The following is a 23,153-nucleotide window of genomic DNA, read 5'->3' on the forward strand; positions in this document are numbered from 1 at the left end:
AGTCGGAGGTATCACATGGAAGTTCTGGAGCGTGTCCCACGCACCGAGTCGGTTCTCAAGCTCGGTCACCGGAGCCTGTTCGTCACCGAGGCGGGCAGCGGAGATCCGGTCGTACTGCTTCACGGCGGGGGGCCCGGAGCGACCGGGGCGTCGAACTACTCCCGCAACATCGACGTGCTCGCCAGTCGGTTCCGGGTGATCGTCCCGGACATGCCCGGTTATGGGCAGTCGTCGAAAGACATCGACCACACTGACCCGTTCGGCGACCTCGCCTTCGCGATCCGTGGTCTGCTGGACGAGCTCGGCATCGAGAAAGCCCATCTCGTGGGCAACTCCTTTGGTGGCGCCGCCGCCCTTCGGCTGGCGTTGGACCGGCCCGACAAAGTGGACAGGTTGATCCTGATGGGTCCGGGCGGGGTCCGCACTACCCGTGCGCTCCCGACCAAGGGCCTCAACGCGCTCTTCGGCTACTACGGCGGCGAGGGGCCCAGCCGGGACAAGCTCGCCACGTTCATCCGCGAGTACCTGGTGTACGACGGTGCAGCGGTGCCCGACGAGCTCATCGACCTGCGCTACGACGCCAGCATCCAGCCCGAGGTGGTCGCTGACCCGCCGCTGCGCCGCCCATCCCCTGCCGCGCTGCGCACGCTGTTGCGGATGGACTTCACGCGAGATCGGCGGCTGGGCCACCTGCACACACCCACCCTGGTCATCTGGGGGGCGGACGACAGGGTGAACCGCCCCGCGGGCGCCCTGTCGCTCGCCCGCACCATGCCGAACTGCGACCTCTACCTCGCTGCCCGGACCGGCCACTGGGTCCAGTGGGAGCGCCCCGACCTGTTCAACTCGCTCGCCCTGGACTTCCTCGGCGGAAAGGAAGCATCCCGATGAGCACGACGTTCATGCAGCCCAACACCGACGGTTCGGTGTTCGGGTCGGTCCACCTGGGCTACGTGGTGGTGCAGTCCCAACGCCTCACGGACTGGCGGCGGTTCGGTGCCGACGCGATCGGCGTGCACGTCGACGAGCTCACGCAGGACGTGCTGCGGTTCCGGCTGGACGACCGTGAGTGCCGGTTCCTGATCCAGCGTGGGCCGGCCGAGGACCTGATGGCCATGGGCTGGCAGGTCGACGACCACGAGACGTTCGACCGCATCGTCAGGCGCGTGACCGAGCGCGGCGTCCCGATCGCGGAGGGCACCCCGGAGGAGGCGGCCGTGCGCGGCGTGGAGCGGCTGTGGCGCTTCGCCGGCCCCAAGGCCATCACCCAGGAGATCTTCACGTCGCCCGTGACAACTGCCACGCCCCTGCACATGATCACCAGTGGCTTCGTGACCGGCGATGCCGGGATGGGTCACGTGGCCATCACGACGCGCGACCCACGCGGGCTGCACGCCTACTTCAACACGATCTTCGACTCCCGGCTCTCGGACTACATCGACGAGAACGTCGGGGGGATGAGCCTCAAGATCCGCTTCCTGCGCGTCAACGAGCGGCACCATTCGGTCGCGATCGCCAACGTGCAGCAGCTCAAGGTCGACCCAATCCGCACCAAGGCACAGCACGTCAACATCCAGGCAACCACGCTCGACGACATGCTCTCCGCCCACCAGCGGGTGCGCGAACTTGGCTTCAAGTTGGCCTGGTCGGTGGGCCAGCACACCAACGACAGGTCGCTGTCCTTCTACTGCGTGACGCCATCCGGCTTCGAGCTCGAGATGGGATGGAATCCGGTCACGGTCGGCCCAGAGCGAGAGGCCACGTGGGAACCCGCAACGTACAAGGGCATCAGCATCTGGGGCCACACCCCGGCCGGCGAGGCCGTGCTCACCAAGCTCAACCAGTTCGCCAACGTCATGCGCAACGCCCGCCAGGCCGAGGTATCCGTGCCCGAGCTGACGGGAGCACCCGGATGAGCACCACCGACCAGACCTACGACGTCGTCGTGGTGGGGCTCGGACCCACCGGACTCACCCTCGCCCACTTGCTCGGCCGCCGCGGCCTCAGCGTCCTGGTCCTCGAGCGTGAGCCGGCGTTCTACGGCAACGCGCGTGCCGTCTATACCGACGACGAGGCCATGCGGGTCTTCCAGACCGCGGGCGTGGCGGACGAGGTGCATGCCGACATGGACATCGACTGCCCTGTGCAGTGGGTGCGCTCGGACGGCGAGGTCATGATCCAGTTCCTGCCCACGAAGCAGACGCTGGGCTGGCCCGTTGTGAACTTCCTCTACCAGCCGACGCTGGAGAACACGCTGGAGGCCCTGCTTGACCGCTACCCCCACGTCGAGGTGCGGCGCGCCCGCGAGCTCGTCGACTTCACCCAGGATGCCGACGGTGTCTACGTCGTGCACGCATCCTCCACCGGCGCCTCGTACGGCGAGGGCGCCAGCATTGTTGACGAGACGACGGCACAGACTGTGCGCGCGCGATACCTCGTGGGCGCCGACGGCGGCCGCAGCCTGGTCCGGGCCCGGCTAGGCAGCACGATGACCGGCAAGAGCTTCCCGGAGCGCTGGCTTGTCGTCGACCTGGCCGCCAAGGAGGGGGTCGACGCCTTCGGGCACAGGCCATACTTCGACTTCATCTGCGACCCGGTTCGGCCCACGGTCAGCTGCCCCCAACCGGGCCGGCGACACCGGTTCGAGTTCGCGCTCACCGACCGGGACGACACACAGCAGTTCGAGGCCGAGGCCACGGTCCGCCGGCTGCTGTCTCGGCACGTCAACCCCGACGACGTGGTGGTGCTTCGCCGGCTCGTCTACACCTTCAACGCATTGGTCGCAGACCGCTGGCGCGATGGTCGCGTGCTGCTGGCCGGGGACGCGGCGCACATGACCCCCCAGTTCGTCGGACAAGGCATGAACGCGGGGATCCGGGACGCGGACAACCTGTCGTGGAAGCTGCACGCGATCCTCAGGCATGGCGCCGACCCCGCGATCCTGGACAGCTACCAGGGCGAGCGGTCACCCCACGCCAAGGCGATGATCGACTTCTCGGTCTTCAACAAGGGCCTGGTCTCGGTGAAGCACCCCGCCAAGGCAAAGGCCAGGGACGCCGCGCTGTGGGCCGCACTCCGCACGCCGGGGTTGGGCGGCTACGTCCGCAACATGGGCATGAAGCCCAAGCCGAAGTATCCAAAGGGCGCCTACCTCGGACTTCCTCGCGGCGTCCGAGGTGTCGAAGGAGTGCTCGCGCCGCAGGCAACGGTCCGGACCTACGACGGCCGGCCGGTCCGCCTCGACGACGCGCTGGGCACGGGCTGGGCCGTGGTGGGCATCGGCGTCGACCCCCGTCACGCGCTCGGCAGGGACAACGCCGAGACCTGGCAGCGCGTCGAGGCGACCTTCGCGACCCTCCACGCCGCTGGAAAGCGGCCGCAAGGCAAGGCCGGCGACGGCGTGCGCGCAGAGGGCCTGGTCGATCTCGAGGACATCACCGGTGCCTTGACCGGTTGGCAGCGGCGGGCCGGCGCCAAGCACGGCTCGGTGCTGGTGCTGCGCCCCGACAAGTACCTGTTCGGCGTCTCCAATGGACAGACCGAGGAGCTCACCCGGGCCCTGGTTGCCCAGCTGGGCCTGCAGCAGCCCGCGCCCAACGCTCCCACCTCACCCACGGCGCCCGCCGCGCCCACCCGAGCCACGGCAGGAGCCACCCAATGACATCGGGCACCCAGGAGCAGATCAGGCAGGAGCAGATCAGGCAGGAGCAGATCAGGCAGGCCGCCGGCCGGCTCCGAGCCGCCACCATCGACCGCACAGCCTGTGCCCCGGTGCGCGACCTCATCGGCACCGCCGACGTGGATGCGGCATACGCGGTCCAGCTGCAGCTGACCCAGGCCCGGCTGGCGGCAGGCGCCCGGCCCGTCGGCCGCAAGATCGGCCTCACCTCTGCTGCCGTCCAGGCCCAGCTCGGCGTGGACCGGCCCGACTTCGGCGTGCTGTTCGAGGACATGCAGGTGGCCGAGGGCACCCCCGTCCCGATGGACCGACTCCTGCAGCCCAAGGTCGAGGCAGAGATCGCCTTCGTCCTCGGTGCCGACCTCGACACCGACGTGAGCCCGGCCACGGTGCGAGCGGCTGTCGACCATGCCATGGTCGCGCTGGAGATCGTCGACAGCCGCATCGACGGCTGGGACATCTCCATCTGCGACACCATTGCGGACAACGCGTCCAGTGGGCTCTTCGTGCTCGGCGCCCAGCGCCTGACGCTCGCGGACTTCGAGCCCCTCGACACCAGCGTGACCGTGTACGTCGATGGCGTGGCGGCCTCCACCGGCACGGGCACCGCGTGTCTCGGCGACCCGCTGTGGGCCCTCACCTGGCTCGCCGCGACCGCCCGCGACCTCGGCGACCCGCTCAGGGCGGGTCAGCTGGTGTTGTCGGGGGCGCTCGGACCCATGGTGCCGGTCCGGCCCGGGACTCAGGTCCGGGCTGAGCTATGCACGATCGATGGCGGGCCGCTCGGCACCGTCACCGCAGACTTTCCAGGAGAGCAAGCATGAGACGCAGCAAGGTTGCCGTGATCGGCTCCGGCAACATCGGCACCGACCTGATGATCAAGGTCCTGCGCTTGTCCGACACCCTCGAGATGGCGGCGATGGTCGGCATCGACCCCGACTCCGACGGCCTGGCACGAGCCCGCCGTCTCGGGGTGCCGACGACTCATGCGGGGGTGCAGGGACTGATCGCGATGCCGGGCTTCGCCGAGATCGACATCGTCTTCGACGCCACCTCTGCGACGGCCCACCGCGCGAACGCCGCCCAGCTCGCGCCGTACGGCAAGCGACTGGTCGACCTCACCCCGGCGGCCATCGGGCCGTTCGTGGTGCCGGCGGTCAACATCGAGCGGCACCTGGACGCCGTCGACGTCAACATGGTGACCTGCGGCGGCCAGGCAACGATTCCCGTGGTCGCCGCGCTTGCGCGCGTCGTGGACGTTCCCTACGCCGAGATCGTCGCGTCCATCGCCTCGAAGTCCGCGGGACCTGGTACCCGCGCGAACATCGACGAGTTCACCGAGACCACAGCACAGGCCATCACAGAGGTGGGCGGCTCCCGCAGGGGCAAGGCGATCATCATCCTCAACCCTGCTGAGCCGCCCATGGTGATGCGGGATACCGTGCTCGCCCTCGTCCACGACCCTGGCGGCCTGCGGCAGGCCGCGATCCGGGACTCGGTGTCGCGAATGGTGGCGGACGTCGCGGCGTACGTACCGGGTTACCGCCTCAAGCAGGAGGTCCAGATCACCGAGGTGCGACCGGACGATCCCGTGCACACGCTCGCGGGCGAGGACCCAGTCAGCCACCAGATCGCGGTCTTCCTCGAGGTCGAGGGCGCGGCTCACTACCTGCCCGCCTACGCCGGAAACCTCGACATCATGACGTCGGCAGCCGTGCGCGTCGCTGAGCAGATCGGCGAGCGGATCGGCGAGCAGATGACCGGGCAGATCACCGGGCAGATCACCGGGCAGATCACCGGGCAGATCACCGGGCAGGTCGATGGTCGGAACCGCGCCGCCGAGGTGTCGGCATGACCCGGGTCTTCCTCCAGGACGTCACGCTGCGGGACGGCATGCACGCGCTGCGGCACCGGGTCACGCTCGAAAGCGTCGCCCGCATGGTGCGGGCACTCGACGCCGCCGGGGTCGATGCCATTGAGGTCGCCCACGGCGACGGACTGGCAGGCGGCAGTCTCAGCTACGGACCCGGCAGCCACACCGACTGGCAGTGGCTCGAGGTAGCTGCGGCGAACCTGACCAGGGCCCGGCTCACGACGCTCCTGCTCCCCGGTATCGGCACAACCCACGACCTGAAGCGGGCGCACGCCCTGGGCGTGCGTTCGGTGCGTATTGCCACGCACTGCACGGAGGCCGACATCTCCGCTCAGCACATAGGCACCGCCCGTGAGCTCGGCATGGACGTCTCCGGGTTCCTGATGATGAGCCACCTGACCGATCCCGAGACCCTGGCCGGGCAGGCGGGGCTGATGGAGTCCTACGGCGCGCACTGCGTCTACGTCACCGACTCGGGAGGGCGGCTGACGATGGATGGCATGCGCGCCCGGGTCCGTGCCTATCGCGACGTCCTGGACCCAGCCACCGAGATCGGCGTCCACGCCCACCAGAACCTTTCTCTCGCCGTAGCCAACAGCGTCATCGCGGTCGAGGAGGGCGTCACCCGGGTGGACGCGTCGCTCGCCGGACTCGGCGCCGGGGCGGGGAACTGCCCGATCGAGCCTTTCGTCGCGGTGGCCACGCTGCAGGGCTGGGAGCACGGAGCAGACCTCTTCGCGCTCCAGGACGCAGCCGACGACCTGGTCCGGCCCTTGATCGGCCGACCGGTCCAGGTGGACCGCGAGACGCTCACCCTGGGCTACGCGGGGGTCTACTCCAGCTTCCTGCGGCACGCCGAGCAGGCCTCGGCGACGTACGGCGTGGACGTGCGATCGATCCTGCAGGAGGCCGGTCGCCGGGGCCTGGTCGGTGGCCAGGAGGACATGATCGTAGACATCGCGCTCGACCTCGGCAGAGCGGGATAGCGATAGTTGTCGGCCACCAGATGAGGCGCCCTCGCCTCACTGCGAGCTCAGGAACCGAGAGACGAGCGGGCCGAGCTCGTCGGCGGCGGTCATCAACCCGAGGTGGCCGTCGTCGAAGACGTGGAGCGAGGCGTGGGGCAGCAGCGCACGCATGATCCGCGCGTTGACCAGCGGAATCAGTGGGTCGTCGTTCCCGGCCAGGATCAGGGTGGGCTGCCGGATCAGTGGCAGGGCCGGGAGGCTGGACCAGCCGAAGCCGGCAAGGAGCTGGAGGTAGTAGCCGGCTCCGGGCCCGAGGCGCTCCTGCTCGTACACCACATGCCGCACCTCGCCGGGCTGCTGGCGCATCCGGCCGCCGTACAGCTCGGGCGCGATGGCCTTGGCGTATGCCGGGTCGCGGTAGCGCCGGGGCGTGAGCATCGTGCGGAGCACGCTGAAGCGAGCGGGCACCATGAGCATTCCGGTTCCGGTGCTGACCAGCACCAGTCGTCGGCAGCGACGTGGGAACTGGAACGCCAGCTGCTGGGCCAGGCCGCCACCCCAGGAGATGCCGAGGGCGTCGAACCGGTCGTAGCCGAGCCGGTCGAGCAGCGTCCCGACGAAGCACGCCAACAGTGGGAAGTTGTACGCCACCTTCGGCATCGGGGAACCACCCACGCCGGGTACGTCGAAGCGGACGACCTCGATCCGGGGGTCGACCTGGTCGACGAACGGCTGGAGCAGGTCCAGGCTGGCGCCGATGCCGTTGCAGAGCACCAGCGGCGGACCGGGTGCGGTGCCCGGGCGGACGGCGACCCGGACGTCGTGGCCGAGGAGCCGGACCCGTCGCAGCTGGGTCACTTGTCGAAGACGTACGTGCCGGGGGCGTCCGCCAGCACGGCCAGTCGGTGCGACCCGAGCTCCTTGGGCGAACGACGGAGCTGCCCGGAGCGCTCGTCGAGCCAGAGCCCGAGGTCGGTCCACCACGTGCCCTGGTGGAGGTCCGAGCCCTTGAGCCAGACCTTGGCGTCGGAGGTCAGGTCGTCGTTCGTGTGATAGGACGCCTTGGGGTTGCCTGGCGGGTTGACCAGGGCGGCGATGTGGCCACTGGACGACAGCACGAAGCGGGTCGTGCCGCCGAAGAGCTGGGCGCTGCGGTAGCAGTTCTCCCAGGGGGTGATGTGGTCGGTGATGCCGGCCGCCACGTAGGTGTCGACCGTGATCCTGCCGAGGTCGATCGGCACGCCGAGGACGGTCAGGGCGCCGGGCCGGGTCAGCGAGTTCTCCATCGCCAGGTCGACGAAGTCGGCGTGCAGTGCGGCGGTCATCCGGGTGGTGTCGGAGTTCCAGAACAGGATGTCGAACGCCGGGGGTCGCCTGCCGAGCAGGTAGTTGTTCACCCAGTAGTTCCAAATCAGGTCGCCCGGCCGGAGCCACGCGAAGACCTCGGCCAACGTCCGCCCGTCGAGGTACCCCTGACGCGCCGACCTCGCCTTGGCCCGGCTCGCCAACCGCTCGTCCGCGAGGGCGGACATCGTCCCGGCGTCGTGGTTGTCGATGACCGTCACGGCCAGGCAGAGCGCGGCCAGCCGGTCCTGCCGGCCGATGCCGCTCAGGTAGGCCGCGGTGATGCTCGCGAGGATGCCGCCGGAGCAGACACCGCCAAGGACCGTCCGCGAGCTGCCCGTGATCTCCTCCACGGCCTCCAGGGCGTCGAGGACGGCACGGACGTAGGTGTCGAGGTCCCAGGTGGCGTGCCGCGAGTCCGGGTTGCGCCAGGAGATGACGAACATCTGCCTGCCCTGCTGGACGCCGAACTCGACGAGGCTCCGCTCCGGGGCGAGGTCCAGTGCGTAGAACTTGTTGATCGTAGGCGGGATCACCAGCGCCGGCACGTCATAGACCTCGTCGGTCTGGGGCGCGTACTGGATCAGCTCCAGCACCGCGGTGCGGAGGACGACCGCACCGGGCGTCGCGGCGATGTTGTCGCCCAGGACGAAGCCGCTGCCGTCGACCATCTCCGGCACGCGGGGGGCCGAGGCCAGATCCTTGACCAGCTGCCTGCCCCCGCGGACCAGGCTGAGCCCCGCCGTGTCGATGACCGCCTTGGTCGAGACCGGGTTGACCAGCGGGACGTTGCTGGGGGCAACCGCCTCGGCGACGTTCTCCACGAAGAACCGCACGCGCTCGCGGTCGCGCGGGGCGAGGTCAGCCTCGACCACCAGCTGCTCGGCGGTGTGGCTGCCGGCAAGGTAGAGCTGGACCAGACGCTTCAGCAACGGGTTCTCGGTCCAGGCGACATCGGTGAACCGGCGGTCCCCGCGGTGCGGCGCCACGGTGGAGGTGCCGGTCAGGATCCGTCCTGCCTCGGCGCCCAGCTCGCCCAGCCGTCGAGCGGTGGTCTCCGGGTTGCACGCGAGGGAGATCGCCCACTTCGCCGTAGACATGTCCGGGAGGAAGCGGTGCAGCGGACCGAGGGCGGCATCGACGAGAAGCACGTCGAGGGGCGCGGCGCTTTCCGCGAGCCCGGTGGTCGTGGTGGCAGTGGTCATCGAAGGGTCTCCTGGGGGTCTCACGTTGCGACAGTCGGGGGTCGTGGCTCGACGATGGGCCACCACTCGACTGAAGGATACTTCTAGAGTGACGATTTCGTCAGTAACCTTCACCACAGCAGCACCGGAGTGGAGAGAGCCGCGGCGCGGGAGACGGGCAGGAAAGCTGGGCCGGCCGTCAAGGCGTCGTCGCCGGCGGCATACCTCGTTCCGTATGCGGCATGTCGGGCTTGAGTGCGCCAGCCCTCCGAGAGGAGCCGCCCAGGAAAGGCAGAACGATCCGTCAGGCCGCTGAGCCGTTGCGGGGGGCCACGTCGATGTCGGGCAGCGGCTGCGAGCAGATCCGTTGCGCCCGTCGCCGCGGTACTCCGAACATCCGCAGCAGGTCCTCGGTCACCCGGTCGGTGGTCTCCTCCACGTCGCGGTCCGGCTGGTCGTGCAGGAGCTGGCCGAGGGCGAGCAGCACTCCGGCAGCCATCGTGACGGCGACGTCGAGGTCCTCGACGTCGAAGCGGCCGGCATCCACGGCGGCCGCGATGTCCCGCCGGGCGCGTGGCGCCAGACCGCTGTCGGCGCTGAGCAGCCGAAGTACGTTGTTGAGAAGGACCCGGCTCAGCTCAGGCTCCCTCCGGTAAAGCCGCCCGGTGAGCCGGTAGCTGCAGGCGAACACCTCCACCGGGTCCTCGATGTCGGCCGTCAGCTTGTCGAGCAGCTGGCCGTAGGCGTCCATGACGTCCTCGACGGCGGCCTCGAACAGCTGCTCCTTGGTCTCGAAGTGGTTGTAGAAGGAGCCCATTCCCACGTCAGCGGCCTGGGTGATCTCCATGATCGGCGCGTTCGTCCGGCCCTCGGCGATGAGCGTCTGCGCGGCCCGGATGAGTGCCGCTCGGGTCTGCGCCTTGCGACGCTCCAGTCGGTTGGTCTGCTGCGTTGGTGCGTTGCTCATGGCCGCTCCTGGGCGTCTCCGTCTCGGGTTGTCTGTGTCCATCCTAGCGCGGCCCAGTCAGTAATGACGATTCATTCAGAACCCTCTTGACTGAGGATGCGCTCATGAGTGACGATTACGTCAGTAGATCAACTGAGGAGCAGCAATGACCAGTCACCATGGGACTCACAGCGACCTGCACAGCGAGCAGGGTGCGCACCCCGCCGAGCACCCCGGACGCGCCAAGAACCCTGTCATCAAGGTCCTCGACCTGGCCTGGCTCGAGTTCGTCAAGCCCGACCTGGCCGCCTCGGAGCGCTTCGCCCACGCGTTCGGGTTCACGACCGTGAGCCGTACGCCGGACGAGCTACAGCTGCGTGGGACCGACCCCGGCGCCCCGTGCGTGATCGTCCGCCGCGGACCACGCTCGCGATATCTCGGTGCGGCCTTCCGGGCCGCGGAGACCGCCGACCTGGTGCGGCTGGCCGGGGCCACCGGCACGAACGTCGAAACGTTGCCGGAGAGCCTGGGCGGGCTCACCGTGGACCTGAGGGACCCGAGTGGGGTCATGGTCCGGGTCGTCGCCGACACCCACGAGCTGGCAGCCCTACCGCCCCAGCCGACGACGGAGTTCAACTTCGGGCACGACGTGCGGCGCGCCAACACCACGCAGCGCCCGCCGCGTGAGCCCGCCAAGATCCAGCGACTGGGCCACGTCGTGCTGCAGACCACCAGGTACATCGAGACCCTGAACTGGTACCTGGAGCACCTCGGTCTCATCGTCAGCGACTTCAAGTACTACCAGGGGCAACGCGAGCGCGGCCCCACGATGAGCTTCATCCGCTGTGACCGCGGCACGACTCCGACCGACCACCACACGCTGGCGATGATGCTCGGTCCCAGCGACCGGTACGTCCACTCGGCGTACCAGGTCGGAGACCTCGACGCGATGGCCGCCGGCGGGGAGTACCTGCGCCAGCTCGGCTTCAACCGCTCCTGGGGGATCGGCCGGCACATCGAGGGCAGCCAGATCTTCGACTACTGGCGCGACCCCGACGGGCTCCTGGTCGAGCACTTCGCCGACGGTGACCTGTTCGACTCCACCCTGGAGCCTGGCTGGTCGCCGATGACGGCGTCCGGGCTCGCCCAGTGGGGGCCACCAGCCAGCAAGGACTTCCTGGGTCTCACACCGGGACGAGACGCGTTGCACGAGCTGGTGTCGATGGCTCGCTCGCTGCGCGACAACAACGAGTTCGACCTGACCCGCCTTCGCGGCCTTCTGAAAGTGACCAGCTCATGAGCACCACGATCCTTCGTACGCCCGACGCCTGGTGGGTCCAGACTCCTGGCGGCGCCATCCGCATCGAGACCGACGCGACCACCACCGGCGCGCTGCTCGCCGAGCGGGAGACGATCGAGGCCGCCCGGGGTAGCTCGAACGCCGTCGACCCGGCCACCCTCGAGCTGGTGTCTCCGGTGACCACACCCTGCCGGGTCGTCGCGCAGATGACGAACTACACGAGCCATGTCAAGGACGCGGGCCTGAACCCGGACACCATTCTGCTGACGTTCTTTCGCAAGTCGTCCGGCTCGATCAGCGGCCCGTTCACCGACATCATCCGGCCGTCTCACGTGCGGTTTCTGGACTACGAGGTGGAGATCGGACTCGTGATCGGCCGCGAGCTGCCGGTCGGCACACAGGTCACCGCAGACAACTGGACGTCGTTCGTGGCCGGCCTGGTGGTGACCAACGACATCTCGGCCCGAGACCTGCAGCTTCCCAAGACCCAGTTCTTCGAGTCCAAGTCCTACCCGACCTTCACGCCCGTCGGACCGTCGCTCGTGCTGCTCGACGACGACGAGCTGAAGCAGTTCAGCGACCTGCGCTTGCGCCTGTGGGTCAACGGCGAGCTGCGCCAGGACTCGGTGGTCGCCGACGACATGATCTACTCCCCGCTCGAGGCGTTGCAGGCCTTGAGCCGATTCCAGAGGCTCGACGCCGGTGACCTGATCCTGACCGGGACCCCCGAAGGAACCGCACTGAGCGCACCGCCGAAGCCGGTCGAGCTCATCGCCTCGATACTGCCGCCGGCGGTGAAGTGGAAGATGTTCTTCACCAGCCAGGCCCGGAACCCCAAGTACCTCAAGCACGGCGACGTCGTCGAGGTCACGATCGCCACCGAGGACGGCGCCATCGACCTCGGTCGGCAGCGGACCGTGGTGAGGGCCGCCTGATGGGCGACCTGCTCTGGCCCACGTACGACGCGCCGGGCGACCTCGCCGCGATCGAAGCCGTTCCGCTGGCCGACCGCCGCCTGCCGGGCACGACGTACGAGCTCCTCGTCCGGGCCGCGCGCCTCTGGCCGGACCGCGTCGCCCTATCCGTGCTCCGAGACGGCGACCGGTGGGAACAGCCCGCCGAGCGCACCCACGCCGAGCTCCTGATGGACGTGCATCGCTACGCCAACGTGCTGCACACGCTTGGGGTGCGCCGCACCGACGCGGTCGCCCTCCTCGCCCCTAACTGCGACGAGCTCGTCACCGCAACCCTGGCCGCCGAGCTCGCCGGGATCGCCGCGCCGATCAACATCGGGCTCTCCGGCGAGCACATCGCCGAGCTGCTGCGAAGGTCGGGCGCCCGAATCGTCGTGGCCGCCGGTCCCGACCTCGCGCCGCAGGTCTGGGAGACTGCACGGCAGCTCGCCGCCGAAGCCGGAATCGATGCCCTCCTCGCCTTGAGTCCGACGGGCTCGCGCCCGGCAGAGGCAGAGCTGGACTCGATCGACGGCATCCGGGTGGGCCACCTGTCTGCCCTGGCCGAGGAGCATCCGCACGACGCCTTCGCGGGTGAAACGCCCACGGCCACGGACCTCGCGGCGCTCTTTCACACCGGGGGCACGACGGGCACACCGAAGCTCGCCGGGCACACCCACGCCAACGAGGTCAGCGACGCCTGGATGATCGCCGCCCACAGCCTGTTGCACGACGACGCAGTCGTGTTCGCGGCGCTGCCGCTGTTCCACGTCAACGCACTCCTGGTCACCGTTCTGGGCCCGCTGTTCAGAGGCCTGCATGTCGTCTGGGCGGGCCCACAAGGCTACCGGGACCAGGCGCTGTTCTCGCACTTCTGGAAGGTCGTCGAGCGCTACGGGGTCACCACGATGAGCGCTGTGCCCACGGTGTATGCCGTCCTGGCCGGCTGTCCTGTCGACGCCGACATCAGCAGCCTGCGGTTCGCCGTCGTCGGGGCCTCCCCCCTGCCACAGGCGGTCCGGGATGGCTTCGAGTCCGCCACTGGCATCCGGCTGGTCGAGGGCTACGGCCTCACCGAGGCCACCTGCGTCAGCGCCTTGAGCTTTCCCCAACATCCGCGTCCGGGGTCCGTCGGCCAGCGCCTGCCGTACCAGCACGTGAAGGCCGTCCAGGTCACCGACGACGGTGACTGGGTCGACCTGCCCGCCGGTCAGGTCGGCGTGCTCGCCATCGGCGGGCCGAGCGTGTTCCCCGGCTACGTCACTGACCAGAGTCCCGACGGCCCCGTGCTGGACGGGCTGGGCAAGCTGCGCGATGGCTGGCTCGACACCGGAGACCTGGCCCTGGTCGACGCAGACGGCTTCATCCACCTCGCCGGCCGAGCCAAGGACCTGATCATCCGCGGCGGTCACAACATCGACCCGTCGGTCATCGAGAGCGTGCTGATGACACACCCGGCGGTCACGGCCGCGCAGGCAGTGGGCCGTCCGGACCTGCACGCCGGCGAGGTGCCGGTCGCGTTCGTCACCCTTGCCCCGGGCGCCGACGCGACCCCTGACGAGCTGCGTGCCTGGGCCGCCCACCGCGTCCCCGAACAGGCGGCAGCGCCCAAGGCCGTCACCGTGCTGGACGCACTCCCGGTCACCCTCGTGGGCAAACACTTCAAACCCGCCCTACGCGCCGAGGCCACCCGAGAGGCCGTCGCCCACGCGCTCGCGGACTTCGCCTCGGTCACCGGCATCCGAGGAGCCATCGAGGACGGTGCGGTCGTCGCCGTCGTCACCCTGGCCCAGGGCGCCGACCAGACCCCGGTCAGGGAAACACTCGACCGCTTCGCCATCACCTGGAGATTGGAACTGCCATGAACCCCACCACAATCCTTGCCGCCCTGCTCGTCGTCGCCTTCACAGCCTTCGGCACGGCCAAGCTGGCCGCCGTGCCCGCCATGCGCGCCAGGGCCGAACACGTCGGCTTCAGCGTCGCGGCATACCGAAAGATCGGCTTTCTCGAGGTCCTCGGCGTCGTTGGCCTGCTCGTCGGGGCGTTCGTCCCGGTGATCGGCGCCCTGGCCGCTGCGGGACTCCTGATGCTCCTTGCGGGGGCCGTCGTGGCCCACCTGCGCAACGGCGACGGCATACGCGAGGTCGCCCCGGCCATCGTTCTGGGTCTGGTGACCCTGAGCTACCTCTTGCTGGTGGTCGGTGACCTGCGATGAACCGTTCTCGGCGGACCAGCGCCGACCCGATTCCCGTCGTTGTCGTGGGGGGCGGCCCCGTCGGCGTCACCGCCGCCACCCTTCTCGGCCAGTACGGCATCGACTGCCTCGTCCTGGACCGCTGGGACGGCGTCTACCCCCAGCCGCGGGCCGTGCACCTCGACGACGAGATCTACCGGGTCCTGGTACGGCTCGGCATCGCCGAGCAGTTCGCCGCCGTGTCCCGGCCCACCCGAGGGCTGCAGCTTATCGACCGGAACCACCGGGTGTTCGCAGTATTCGACCGGGACGGCGAGAACGGCCGGCACGGGCACCCCCAGGCCAACATGTTCGACCAGCCCGAGCTCGAGCAGCTGATGCGCACCAACCTCCAGGACCAGCCCACCGTCACCCTGCGCGGGAACGTCGAGGTCACCGACGTCGCCCAGGACGGCCAGGGCCGGGTCCAGGTGGACTTCACCGACCGGCTCACCGGCGAGCCCGAGTCCGTGCTGGCCACCTATGTGCTGGGCTGCGACGGGGCCAACAGCGTGGTGCGCACGGCGATCGGCTCGACGATGGAGGACCTCAACTTCGAGCAGCGCTGGCTCGTGATCGACGTTGCCAGCACGGTCGAGCTCGACCAGTGGGAGGGCGTGCACCAGGTCTGCGACCCCGAGCGCGCAGCCACGTACATGCGCATCGGCAACACCCGCTACCGCTGGGAGTTCCGGCTGCTGCCCGGCGAGACCGCTGCTGACTTCGAGTCCATCGAAGCCCTTCAGCCCCTCATTGCACCATGGGTCAAGGGCATCCCCTGCGACCAGCTCGAGCTGGTGCGCGTCGCGGAGTACACCTTCCGGGCTCAGCTGGCAGACCACTGGCGCGACCGCAACGTGTTCCTCCTCGGCGACGCCGCACACCTGACTCCCCCCTTCGTCGGACAGGGGCTGTGCGCGGGACTCCGCGACGCGATGAACCTCAGCTGGAAGATCGCCGGCGTCCTCTCCTCAGACCTGCCCGAGTCGGTGCTCGAGACCTATGAGGTGGAGCGCAAACCGCACGCCCGGGCCCTCATCCAGCTCGCCAAGCTCATCGGGGTCTCCATGACGCAGGGCGGCAGGGCCGGTGACCTGCTCCGCAGGGCCATCGCCCCGCGGCTGCACTGGGTCCCGGGCCTGCGGGCCCGCCTCCTCGACAGCGAGACACCACCGCTGACCCGGTCCGAGCTGGTGGATCGACGCACGATCCGAAAGTCCCTTACTGGGCGGCTGTGCCCGAACGCTGTCCTGGCGGGCGACATCCGCTACGACGACGTGACCCGGGGTGGGTTCGTTCTCGTGACCGGCGTATCGCTCTCGCCCGAGCGGCGGGCGCTGCTGGCGGGCCGCGGGACCGAGGTCCTCGAGGTGGCACCCGGCTCGGCCCTGCACACGTGGCTCGCGGACGGCAAGGCCGCGGCCGCACTGGTACGCCCGGACTCCACGGTAATGCGGGCCGGCCGCGACGTCGCAGCACTCTGCGAAGCAGCACCCACGTTCCGGGTTGCTGAGGAACGCGCCCGCACCGAAACGGCAAGTGGCCACGAGTGACGTGGCATTCTCCAAGCCGATCAGTTCCATCTCTCCCTTCGGGGACTGAGCGGCGTCGGGCAGATGTCACGTTCGGTGAGCCTGCACCCGTTTGGCTCGCGAGGGCCGCCGGAGCGTGTGGCCTCGCATTCGCCATATTGACCGTGTGGGTCTGGACGCGCTGGCCGCGGCTGGTTGCCTTCGACGAGGATTTGGCATCCCGAAGCTACGCGTACACGGCCCACCATGCCTGGGTGCAGGCAAGTGCCACCTGGGTCACCGCACTGGGCAACGGCCTCACCATCGTGGTGCTTACCACCGCCACGTGCATCGCCTGCATGCTCGCCCGCCGGAGGCGGCTGGCGCTCTGGCTCGCTGTGACCGTCGGCGGCAGTGCCCTGCTGAACACAACGATCAAGCTGGGGCTCGAAAGAACGAGGCCACCGACAGCGGCGGCCCTGACGTCAGCGCACGGCTTCTCGTATCCATCGGGGCACACCCAGGCAGCCACGGTCACGTACTCGGCGATCCTCCTCGTGGTGGGCTGGCTGCTCTGTCGACCGGGCCCTCAGTTGCGACTCGCCAGCGCCACGATCGTCGCTATGCTCGTCGCCGCCGTAGGTGCCTCGCGAGTGCTGCTCGGGGCGCGCTGGCCATCGGATGTCCTGGGCGGCTGGCTCCTTGGCAGCGCCTGGGTCGCTGCAGCCACCATCGTCCTGTCCCGCCGACAGATCCGCGTCCCCCGCCACTCGACCAGAACGAGCCCATCGCATCCTTGCTCGGCAGATCCTCAGCGTCCCTTGTGAGGTGGCAACGCGCGGATGAGGTCAAGCCTTTCCCTCGAGCCGCAACGGAGTCGAAACTCTGACGCTCCCGTGCGAGAGATCTATCCCGCCGCCTGAGAGCCCGGAGATGACGCGGGCTGCCGACCGTTGCCCGGGCCGTGCGCCATGCGTGAAAACCGCGTTGCCGTACCCCAGCGGCACGCTCGCCGCCTTCAGGTGCTTGGTATCCCGACGACGCGGCGTATGACGGAGTCGTAGGCGCGGTCGGGCAGAAGAGCGTGCATGGCGATCATGGGTTTGGCGCCGAAGCCGACTGCGTACCGGGTGCGGGGGTGCTTGGCGGTGACAGCCTTGGTGATGGTTCGGCCGATGAGCTCGGGCGGGGAGGAGCGGCGGGCGGTGGACTCGGACACCAGCGAGTCCGCGACGGCGTTGCCCTGGGCCGCGTAGGCGCCTGTTCCGGATACGGCGCGAACCTTTTGCGCGGCGATTGCGCTCCACTCGGTTCGGATGCCGCCGGGTTCGATGACGACGACGTCGATGCCGAAAGGGGCGACCTCCATGCGGACGCAGTCGCTGATCGCTTCCAGGGCGAACTTCGTGGCGTGGTACCAGGCGCCGAGCGGGGTGGTGATCTTGCCGCCCATGGACGTGACGTTGACGATGGTGCCCGAGCCCCGTGCGCGCATGTGTGGCAGCACCTGTTGCATGAGGTGCGCTGCGCCGAAGACGTTGACGTCCATCTGTGCCCGCGCTTCTTGCAGGGGGACGTCCTCGAGTGCGCCGTACGAGCCGTAGCCGGCGTTGTTGACCAGGACGTCGATGCGTCCGTGCTGCTCGATGATGCCGTCCACGACCTGACGCGCCGAGTCCTGGTCGGTGACGTCGAGAGCGACCGGATGGACACCGGCGTCCGCCAGGTGCGTCATGCGTTCCACACGGCGCGCGGCGGCGTAGACAATGTAGCCAGCGTCGGCGAGCTCTAGTGCGGTGGCCTCGCCGATGCCGGACGAGGCACCGGTAACGAGTGCGACCTTGCCGGTGGTGCTCGGGTTTCCGGCGGTGCTGGGGCTGCTCGTGGTGGGGTCAGACATAGGGGTCTCCGTTTTCGTGAAGGGGTTGGTGTGGCGGGTGCGGTGCGCGCGGGTGGGCCCGGCGCCTATCGGTTCAGACTGATCCGACGATGGCCGTGACTTCCAGGTATTCCTCGATGGCGCCTAGTCCCCAAACCCGGCCGTTGCCGGACTGCTTGTAGCCGCCGGACGGAGCGGTCAGGTCCGGGTAGCCGGTGTTGATGAGAAATTGTCCTGCCCGCAGCCGCACGGCGACGTCGCGGACCTGGTCGCGCTGCCGTGCACGTAGGCGGCGAGGCCGTACGGGCTGTCGTTGGCGATGGTGACGGCCTCGTCGACGGTGTCGTAGCCGATCACCGACATGACCGGCCCGAAGATCTCCTCGCGGGCGATCCGCGGGCTTGAGCACCATGGTGCAGCCCGCGGCCAGAGCCGGGGCGACCTTCTCCGTCATCTGCAAGGCCGGGTAGTTCCACGGGGGATCAGACCGCACGCCGATCGGCTCCTTTCGCAGAACGTACGAGCCGTGGGCCTCCTCGAACGGGTAGGCGGGGACCCCTTCCGTGCCCAGCTGGAGGATTCCGGTGTGCTCGCCGTTCGCGGGGTTGGTCAGGGTGCCTGTCGGGGTGTCGGTGTTGTCCGACCAGGCACCGTCGATGTAGTGCCGAATGACATCGCTCATAGGTTGCTCCTTTCGGTGCGGTCCGCTCGACGCTTCGGCGTCCACGCTAGGAACCCAGACGCTCCTGGCCACTAGCGCAGAGCGCCGATCTACTTGCCGTTCGCGCCAAGTCGCTGGCGGCGCGATCCGCGAGTAGAACGACGCCTCTCGCGAGTGGAGAGCGCCTCAGTGCGACTACCCTTCGTGCCATGGCGGGTGAGCGATTCGATCTGGAGCCGAGCCTCAGGGTCCTTCTGCGCGACCTCGGCATCTCCCCTGCCCGGGTCCTCAAACGGGCCTCGCTGCCGGCCGACCTGTTCAGCCGTCGATCCATCGAGCTCTCGGTGGCGGAGTACTACCGGTTCTGGGAGGCGCTAGACGCCGACAGCGGCTCCGACCGGGATCTGGCGGTCGACATCGGCAATGCCATCTCCGTCGAGCTCTTCTCGCCACCGCTGTTTGCCGCGCTTTGCAGCCCGAACCTCGCCACCGCCGCGCATCGTCTCGCCGCGCACAAGCCGCTGATCGGGCCGGTGCGGATCGAAATCGACGCCACGGATGGGTTGACCATCACCTACCTGTGGCCGGCGGGGTCGGCGCCGCCCGCGCTGCTGGGCACGACTGAGCTCATCTTCTGGGCCGCGCTGGCCCGCATCGCCACCCGCGAGCCGGTCCGACCCGCTCGGGTCACCGTGCCCCGCCTGACGGCCGACCGGATGGGAGTCGAGAACTACCTGGGCAGCCGGCTGCGCAAAGGCACTGGCTACACGATCGCGTTCACGGCCACCGACGCCAGCCGACCCTTCCTCACTGAGAACGACCACATGTGGCGCGTGTTCGCTCCCGACCTGCGCCGCCGCCTCTCCGACCTGCAGGCCGCTGCGACCGTCACCGACAGGGTCCGGGCGGCGCTCCACGAGACGCTGCCGGCGGGTGACCCGTCCATGGACGCGGTCACCACCCAGCTCGCCACCAGCGCCCGCACCCTCCAGCGACAGCTCCACCGGGAGGGCACGTCGTTCCAGGCCGTCCTCGCCACCACCCGGGAAGACCTCGCCCGGCATTACCTGAGCAGCGGCGAGCTGCGCACCTCCGAGATCGCCTACCTCCTCGGGTACGACGACACGAACTCGTTCTACCGAGCCTTCAAGGGCTGGACGGGCACAACTCCGGACACCATCCGGGCCATCGCGGCCACCAGCGTGTAGCACAGCGAACCTCGCACGCTGATTGTTCGTTCGGGACAAGGGCGTCTCCGCCCAACCGCGGCACAGCTCGATGATGGTCAGCGGACGGTACGGCCAAACCCGGGCAACCGGCCGTGTCGACCGCGTATCCGACGACTGTGGCGACCTCAGTCAAAGACCCATGCGGAAACCCTTCCGACGGGGTCGTGGGCACATGTAGAGCAGAGTTGGGCACATCCGGGCACATCCGGAGACGCGTCATGAGGGCTGTGCCCGCCGGTCAGGACACCCGCGGGGGCGCTCGATGATCAGGTGCTCGCCCGGGGTCCACCTCGCCGGGCGCTCATCGCCGGCTCAGCGCGCGATGCCGCGCCTGACGGTCTTGTTCGTGGTGCCGCAGATCGATGCGGCACCACGGGGTAGGTGCCCCCCTGCTGGTAGGCACAGATGATGCTCCTCGGCTCGTCTGGGCGGTCGCGCAGCCAACTGGCTTGGACGCGACGCGTGCCAAATGCGCGTAGTGTGAAGTTACATCCTCGGATCCCGTGAACGGCGGCCCCTATGAGCGGTCTGAGCCTCGGGATCCCCGGGGTCGGCGTTGTCAGGCCAGGAACGCACTTCTGCGCGCTGTACTCGGGCCCGGTCGAGCGCGACCGGCTGCTGTACCCCTTCCTTGACGAGGGGTTGCGGCAAGGCGACAAGTGTCTGTGCCTCATCGACGGTGTCGAGCCGGCACTCGTCCGGGACCGGGCCCTGGGACAGCCCGGCGCGACGTACTCGCGAAGATCAGAGCAACTCGACGTCGAACGCGCATCGGACGCCTACCTCAGCTCGGGGGAGTTCAGCGTCGAAGACATGATGAGCTTCCTAGCAGAGAGCGTGGACGCCGCGACCGGTGACGACTACGACCTTGTCCGAGCCGCCGGTGAGATGTCGTGGGTGCTGCCCGGGCCACCCGCCTGGGAGGACCTGTTCCGCTACGAGTCTGTCCTCAACCAGGCGGTCGAGCAGATGCCCGCCATCCTCATCTTGCTTTTCGACCTGCAGAAGTTCGGTGCCGACATGCTCGTCGAGGTGCTCCATACCCACCCCAAGGTTCTGCTGGACCGGACGGTGATCGACAACCCCCACTACCTGCCGCCCACGGAGTACCCCGCCGCCAGCGTCGCCGCGGCGAACCGTTATCCCCTGATCAGGGTAGGTTCGGCCGGCGAGGTGGGCACGGACCAGGGGTGGGCGTCACTGACCGATGCCGAGCTGCGCGTCGTTGCCGGTGTGGCTCAGGGAGTGTCCAACCGCGGTATCGCCGAGGAGCTCTATCTTTCCCGCCATACCGTGGACGCCCATCTCAAGCACGTCTATCTCAAGCTCGACATTCACTCGCGGGTCCAGCTGACCGTGCTGGCCCTGCAGCACGGCTTCCCCACCGGCTAGCCATAGGCCGGACCAGCCCGTCAAGAAGCACCCCTTCACGGGATGTAGGTGACCTGCGCCCGCGAGAAGCATGGTCAGGACACAAGCTTTCCGGCGAATGGAGTGGTCATGGGCAGGGCAGTCGGCATCGACCTCGGAACGACGAACTCGGTGATCGCGGCGACCGAAGGTGGGCAGCCGCAGGTCATCCCCAACGCGGAGGGCAACCGGACCACGCCGTCCGTGGTCGCGTTCTTGGAGAATGGCGAGCGACTGGTCGGCCAGATGGCCCGGCGCCAGACGATCCTGAACCCGAAGGGGACTATCTACTCCGCGAAGCGCTTCATCGGCCACAAGTACGATGAGGTCAGCAGCGAGATGACCACCGTCTCCTTCGACGTGGTCGCCGGTCCGGACGGCGCGGCGCGCTTCCAGGTCAACGGCAAGCTCTACGCGCCGGAGGAGATCTCGGCGCAGGTACTTCGCAAGCTGGTCGACGACGCCGGGAAGTTCCTCGGCGAGCGGGTCACCGAGGCGGTCATCACCGTTCCGGCGCATTTCAACGACGCGCAGCGTCAGGCCACGAAGGACGCCGGCAAGATCGCCGGGCTCGAGGTCCTTCGGATCATCAACGAGCCGACGGCTGCCGCCCTCGCGTACGGGATGGACAAGCTCGAGAACGAGACGGTGCTGGTCTTCGACCTCGGCGGCGGCACGTTCGACGTCAGCATCCTTACGGTCGGAGACGGCGTGGTCGAGGTTCGATCCACGGCCGGGGACACGCATCTCGGCGGCGACGACTTCGATCGACGCATCGTCGACTACCTGGCCGACGACTTCAAGAAGTCCAACGGCATCGACCTCCGCGAGGACTCCCAAGCACTCCAGCGCCTGTTCGAGGCGGCCGAGAAGGCCAAGGTGGAGCTGTCATCGGTCACCCAGACCGCGGTCAACCTTCCTTTCGTCACCGCTGACGCCTCCGGGCCCAAGCACCTCAACGTCAACCTGATGCGGTCCACCTTCGAGCAGCTCACGGCAGACCTCGTCGACCGCTGCCTCGGTCCGGTGAAGCAGGCGATGGACGACGCCAAGGTCAGCACCGACGACATCGACGAGGTCATCCTCGTGGGCGGGTCTACGAGGATCCCGGCCGTGCAGGCGTTGGTGCGCCGCCTGACCGGTGGCAAGGACCCCAACATGACCGTCAACCCGGACGAGGTCGTGGCCATCGGCGCGGCCGTCCAGGCGGCGATCATCAAGGGCGAGGTCAAGGACGTGCTTCTGCTCGACGTCACGCCCCTGTCGCTGGGGCTGGAGACGATGGGTGGGGTGATGACCAAGGTCATCGAACGCAACACCACCATCCCGGCACGACGGACCGAGATCTTCAGCACCGCGGAGGACAACCAGTCCGCCGTCGACGTCGTCGTGCTTCAGGGGGAGCGGGAGAGAGCGGCCGACAACCGCGTGCTGGCCCGGTTCCGGCTGGAGAACATCCGTCCCGCGCCGCGCGGGGTGCCCCAGATCGAGGTGACCTTCGACATCGACGCCAACGGCATCCTGCACGTCTCGGCGCGCGACAAGGACACCGGTGCCGAGCAGAAGGTGACCATCAGCGAGACCTCCACGCTCAGCCAGGAGGAGGTCGACCGGATGATCAAGGACGCCGAAACTCACCGTGGTGAGGACGCCGCCCTGCGCGAGCGGGTCGATGCCCGCAACGAGCTCGACTCCGTGGCCTACCGGGTGCGCAAGGCCCTCGACGAGGCCGGCGCGTCGGTGGCCGAGCACGACCGTGCTCGTGCCGAGATGTTGGTCGAGGAGGCCAGGCAGGCCGTCGAGGGTGACGAACCCGTGGACCGCCTCCGTGCCCTCACCGGGGAGCTCCACCAGATGGGCCAGGTGCTGAGCGCCGCCGCCCGGGGTGGCGGTGGACCGGCGACCGGGCCGGCAAGCGCCTCCGATGAGATGTCTGACAGCGATGACGACGACGTCATCGACGCCGAGTTCACCTCCCGCTGA

20 protein-coding genes are annotated in these 23,153 nt (G+C 68.8%); 15 read left to right on the forward strand and 5 right to left on the reverse strand.

The window, feature by feature from the left end:
- The first annotated feature begins 15 nt into the window (after positions 1-15).
- Genes ACYVLP_RS05935 through dmpG form a run of 6 tightly spaced genes read left to right on the forward strand, consistent with a single transcriptional unit; the run spans position 16 to position 6,538 of the window.
- On the forward strand, positions 16-891 hold the full coding sequence (locus tag ACYVLP_RS05935; RefSeq protein ID WP_460626417.1) for an alpha/beta fold hydrolase: 876 nt from the start codon (positions 16-18) through the stop codon (positions 889-891).
- On the forward strand, positions 888-1,916 hold the full coding sequence (locus ACYVLP_RS05940; protein WP_460626418.1) for a VOC family protein: 1,029 nt from the start codon (positions 888-890) through the stop codon (positions 1,914-1,916). Before ACYVLP_RS05935 ends, ACYVLP_RS05940 begins: the two co-directional genes overlap by 4 nt.
- Entirely contained in the window at positions 1,913-3,661 is a 1,749-nt protein-coding gene (gene mhpA / locus ACYVLP_RS05945; RefSeq protein ID WP_460626419.1) for a bifunctional 3-(3-hydroxy-phenyl)propionate/3-hydroxycinnamic acid hydroxylase MhpA, read from the forward strand. The genes ACYVLP_RS05940 and mhpA (ACYVLP_RS05945) overlap by 4 nt, the downstream gene beginning before the upstream one ends.
- Entirely contained in the window at positions 3,658-4,503 is an 846-nt protein-coding gene (locus tag ACYVLP_RS05950; protein WP_460626420.1) for a 2-keto-4-pentenoate hydratase, read from the forward strand. Before mhpA (ACYVLP_RS05945) ends, ACYVLP_RS05950 begins: the two co-directional genes overlap by 4 nt.
- Positions 4,500-5,534 (forward strand): acetaldehyde dehydrogenase (acetylating), encoded by a 1,035-nt coding sequence (locus ACYVLP_RS05955; RefSeq protein ID WP_460626421.1) that lies wholly within the window; start codon positions 4,500-4,502, stop codon positions 5,532-5,534. The genes ACYVLP_RS05950 and ACYVLP_RS05955 overlap by 4 nt, the downstream gene beginning before the upstream one ends.
- Positions 5,531-6,538 carry a 4-hydroxy-2-oxovalerate aldolase gene (gene dmpG, locus ACYVLP_RS05960; RefSeq protein WP_460626422.1) on the forward strand — a complete coding sequence of 336 codons (1,008 nt, stop codon included), beginning with the start codon at positions 5,531-5,533 and terminating at the stop codon, positions 6,536-6,538. The genes ACYVLP_RS05955 and dmpG overlap by 4 nt, the downstream gene beginning before the upstream one ends.
- Before the next feature lie 36 nt (positions 6,539-6,574).
- Here the strand turns inward: dmpG and phaZ are convergent, their stop codons facing one another.
- The 3 genes from phaZ to ACYVLP_RS05975 form a co-directional block, all read right to left on the reverse strand.
- Positions 6,575-7,378, reverse strand: a complete 804-nt coding sequence (phaZ, locus tag ACYVLP_RS05965) for a poly(3-hydroxyalkanoate) depolymerase (protein ID WP_460626423.1) — start codon at positions 7,376-7,378, stop codon at positions 6,575-6,577.
- Positions 7,375-9,069: a PHA/PHB synthase family protein gene (locus ACYVLP_RS05970; RefSeq protein ID WP_460626424.1), complete on the reverse strand. Its 1,695-nt coding sequence runs from the start codon at positions 9,067-9,069 to the stop codon at positions 7,375-7,377. Before ACYVLP_RS05970 ends, phaZ begins: the two co-directional genes overlap by 4 nt.
- A 283-nt stretch (positions 9,070-9,352) precedes the next feature.
- Positions 9,353-10,015 (reverse strand): TetR/AcrR family transcriptional regulator, encoded by a 663-nt coding sequence (locus ACYVLP_RS05975; RefSeq protein WP_460626425.1) that lies wholly within the window; start codon positions 10,013-10,015, stop codon positions 9,353-9,355.
- Positions 10,016-10,160: 145 nt separating this feature from the next.
- Between ACYVLP_RS05975 and ACYVLP_RS05980 the strand changes: the two genes are divergently transcribed.
- The 6 genes from ACYVLP_RS05980 to ACYVLP_RS06005 all read left to right on the forward strand — a co-directional run bounded on the left by ACYVLP_RS05980 (position 10,161) and on the right by ACYVLP_RS06005 (position 16,818).
- A complete protein-coding gene (locus tag ACYVLP_RS05980) occupies positions 10,161-11,294 on the forward strand; it encodes a VOC family protein (RefSeq protein WP_460626426.1) in 1,134 nt (377 codons plus the stop codon).
- On the forward strand, positions 11,291-12,229 hold the full coding sequence (locus ACYVLP_RS05985; RefSeq protein WP_460626427.1) for a fumarylacetoacetate hydrolase family protein: 939 nt from the start codon (positions 11,291-11,293) through the stop codon (positions 12,227-12,229). Before ACYVLP_RS05980 ends, ACYVLP_RS05985 begins: the two co-directional genes overlap by 4 nt.
- Positions 12,229-14,112 (forward strand): acyl-CoA synthetase, encoded by a 1,884-nt coding sequence (locus ACYVLP_RS05990; RefSeq protein ID WP_460626428.1) that lies wholly within the window; start codon positions 12,229-12,231, stop codon positions 14,110-14,112. Before ACYVLP_RS05985 ends, ACYVLP_RS05990 begins: the two co-directional genes overlap by 1 nt.
- Positions 14,109-14,462, forward strand: a complete 354-nt coding sequence (locus tag ACYVLP_RS05995; RefSeq protein ID WP_460626429.1) for a DoxX family protein — start codon at positions 14,109-14,111, stop codon at positions 14,460-14,462. The genes ACYVLP_RS05990 and ACYVLP_RS05995 overlap by 4 nt, the downstream gene beginning before the upstream one ends.
- Positions 14,459-16,033: a bifunctional 3-(3-hydroxy-phenyl)propionate/3-hydroxycinnamic acid hydroxylase MhpA gene (gene mhpA / locus ACYVLP_RS06000; protein WP_460626430.1), complete on the forward strand. Its 1,575-nt coding sequence runs from the start codon at positions 14,459-14,461 to the stop codon at positions 16,031-16,033. The genes ACYVLP_RS05995 and mhpA (ACYVLP_RS06000) overlap by 4 nt, the downstream gene beginning before the upstream one ends.
- A 233-nt stretch (positions 16,034-16,266) precedes the next feature.
- Positions 16,267-16,818, forward strand: a complete 552-nt coding sequence (locus ACYVLP_RS06005) for a phosphatase PAP2 family protein (RefSeq protein WP_460626431.1) — start codon at positions 16,267-16,269, stop codon at positions 16,816-16,818.
- A gap of 191 nt (positions 16,819-17,009) precedes the next feature.
- On the opposite strand, the gene ACYVLP_RS06010 is transcribed toward ACYVLP_RS06005, so the two are convergent.
- The gene (locus ACYVLP_RS06010) at positions 17,010-17,891 is read right to left on the reverse strand and encodes an oxidoreductase (protein ID WP_460626432.1); all 882 of its coding nucleotides are present in this window, start codon (positions 17,889-17,891) and stop codon (positions 17,010-17,012) included.
- Between the two features lie 73 nt (positions 17,892-17,964).
- Positions 17,965-18,552 carry an aldehyde dehydrogenase family protein gene (locus tag ACYVLP_RS06015; protein ID WP_460626433.1) on the reverse strand — a complete coding sequence of 196 codons (588 nt, stop codon included), beginning with the start codon at positions 18,550-18,552 and terminating at the stop codon, positions 17,965-17,967.
- Positions 18,553-18,740: 188 nt separating this feature from the next.
- Here ACYVLP_RS06015 and ACYVLP_RS06020 point away from each other — a divergent pair, with 188 nt between their 5' ends.
- From ACYVLP_RS06020 to dnaK, 3 genes are all read left to right on the forward strand, one after another.
- Positions 18,741-19,739: a helix-turn-helix domain-containing protein gene (locus tag ACYVLP_RS06020; RefSeq protein WP_460626434.1), complete on the forward strand. Its 999-nt coding sequence runs from the start codon at positions 18,741-18,743 to the stop codon at positions 19,737-19,739.
- Positions 19,740-20,279: 540 nt separating this feature from the next.
- The gene (locus tag ACYVLP_RS06025) at positions 20,280-21,152 is read left to right on the forward strand and encodes an MEDS domain-containing protein (protein ID WP_460626435.1); all 873 of its coding nucleotides are present in this window, start codon (positions 20,280-20,282) and stop codon (positions 21,150-21,152) included.
- A gap of 108 nt (positions 21,153-21,260) precedes the next feature.
- Entirely contained in the window at positions 21,261-23,153 is a 1,893-nt protein-coding gene (gene dnaK, locus ACYVLP_RS06030; protein ID WP_460626436.1) for a molecular chaperone DnaK, read from the forward strand.

Source organism: Intrasporangium mesophilum (assembly GCF_054783095.1).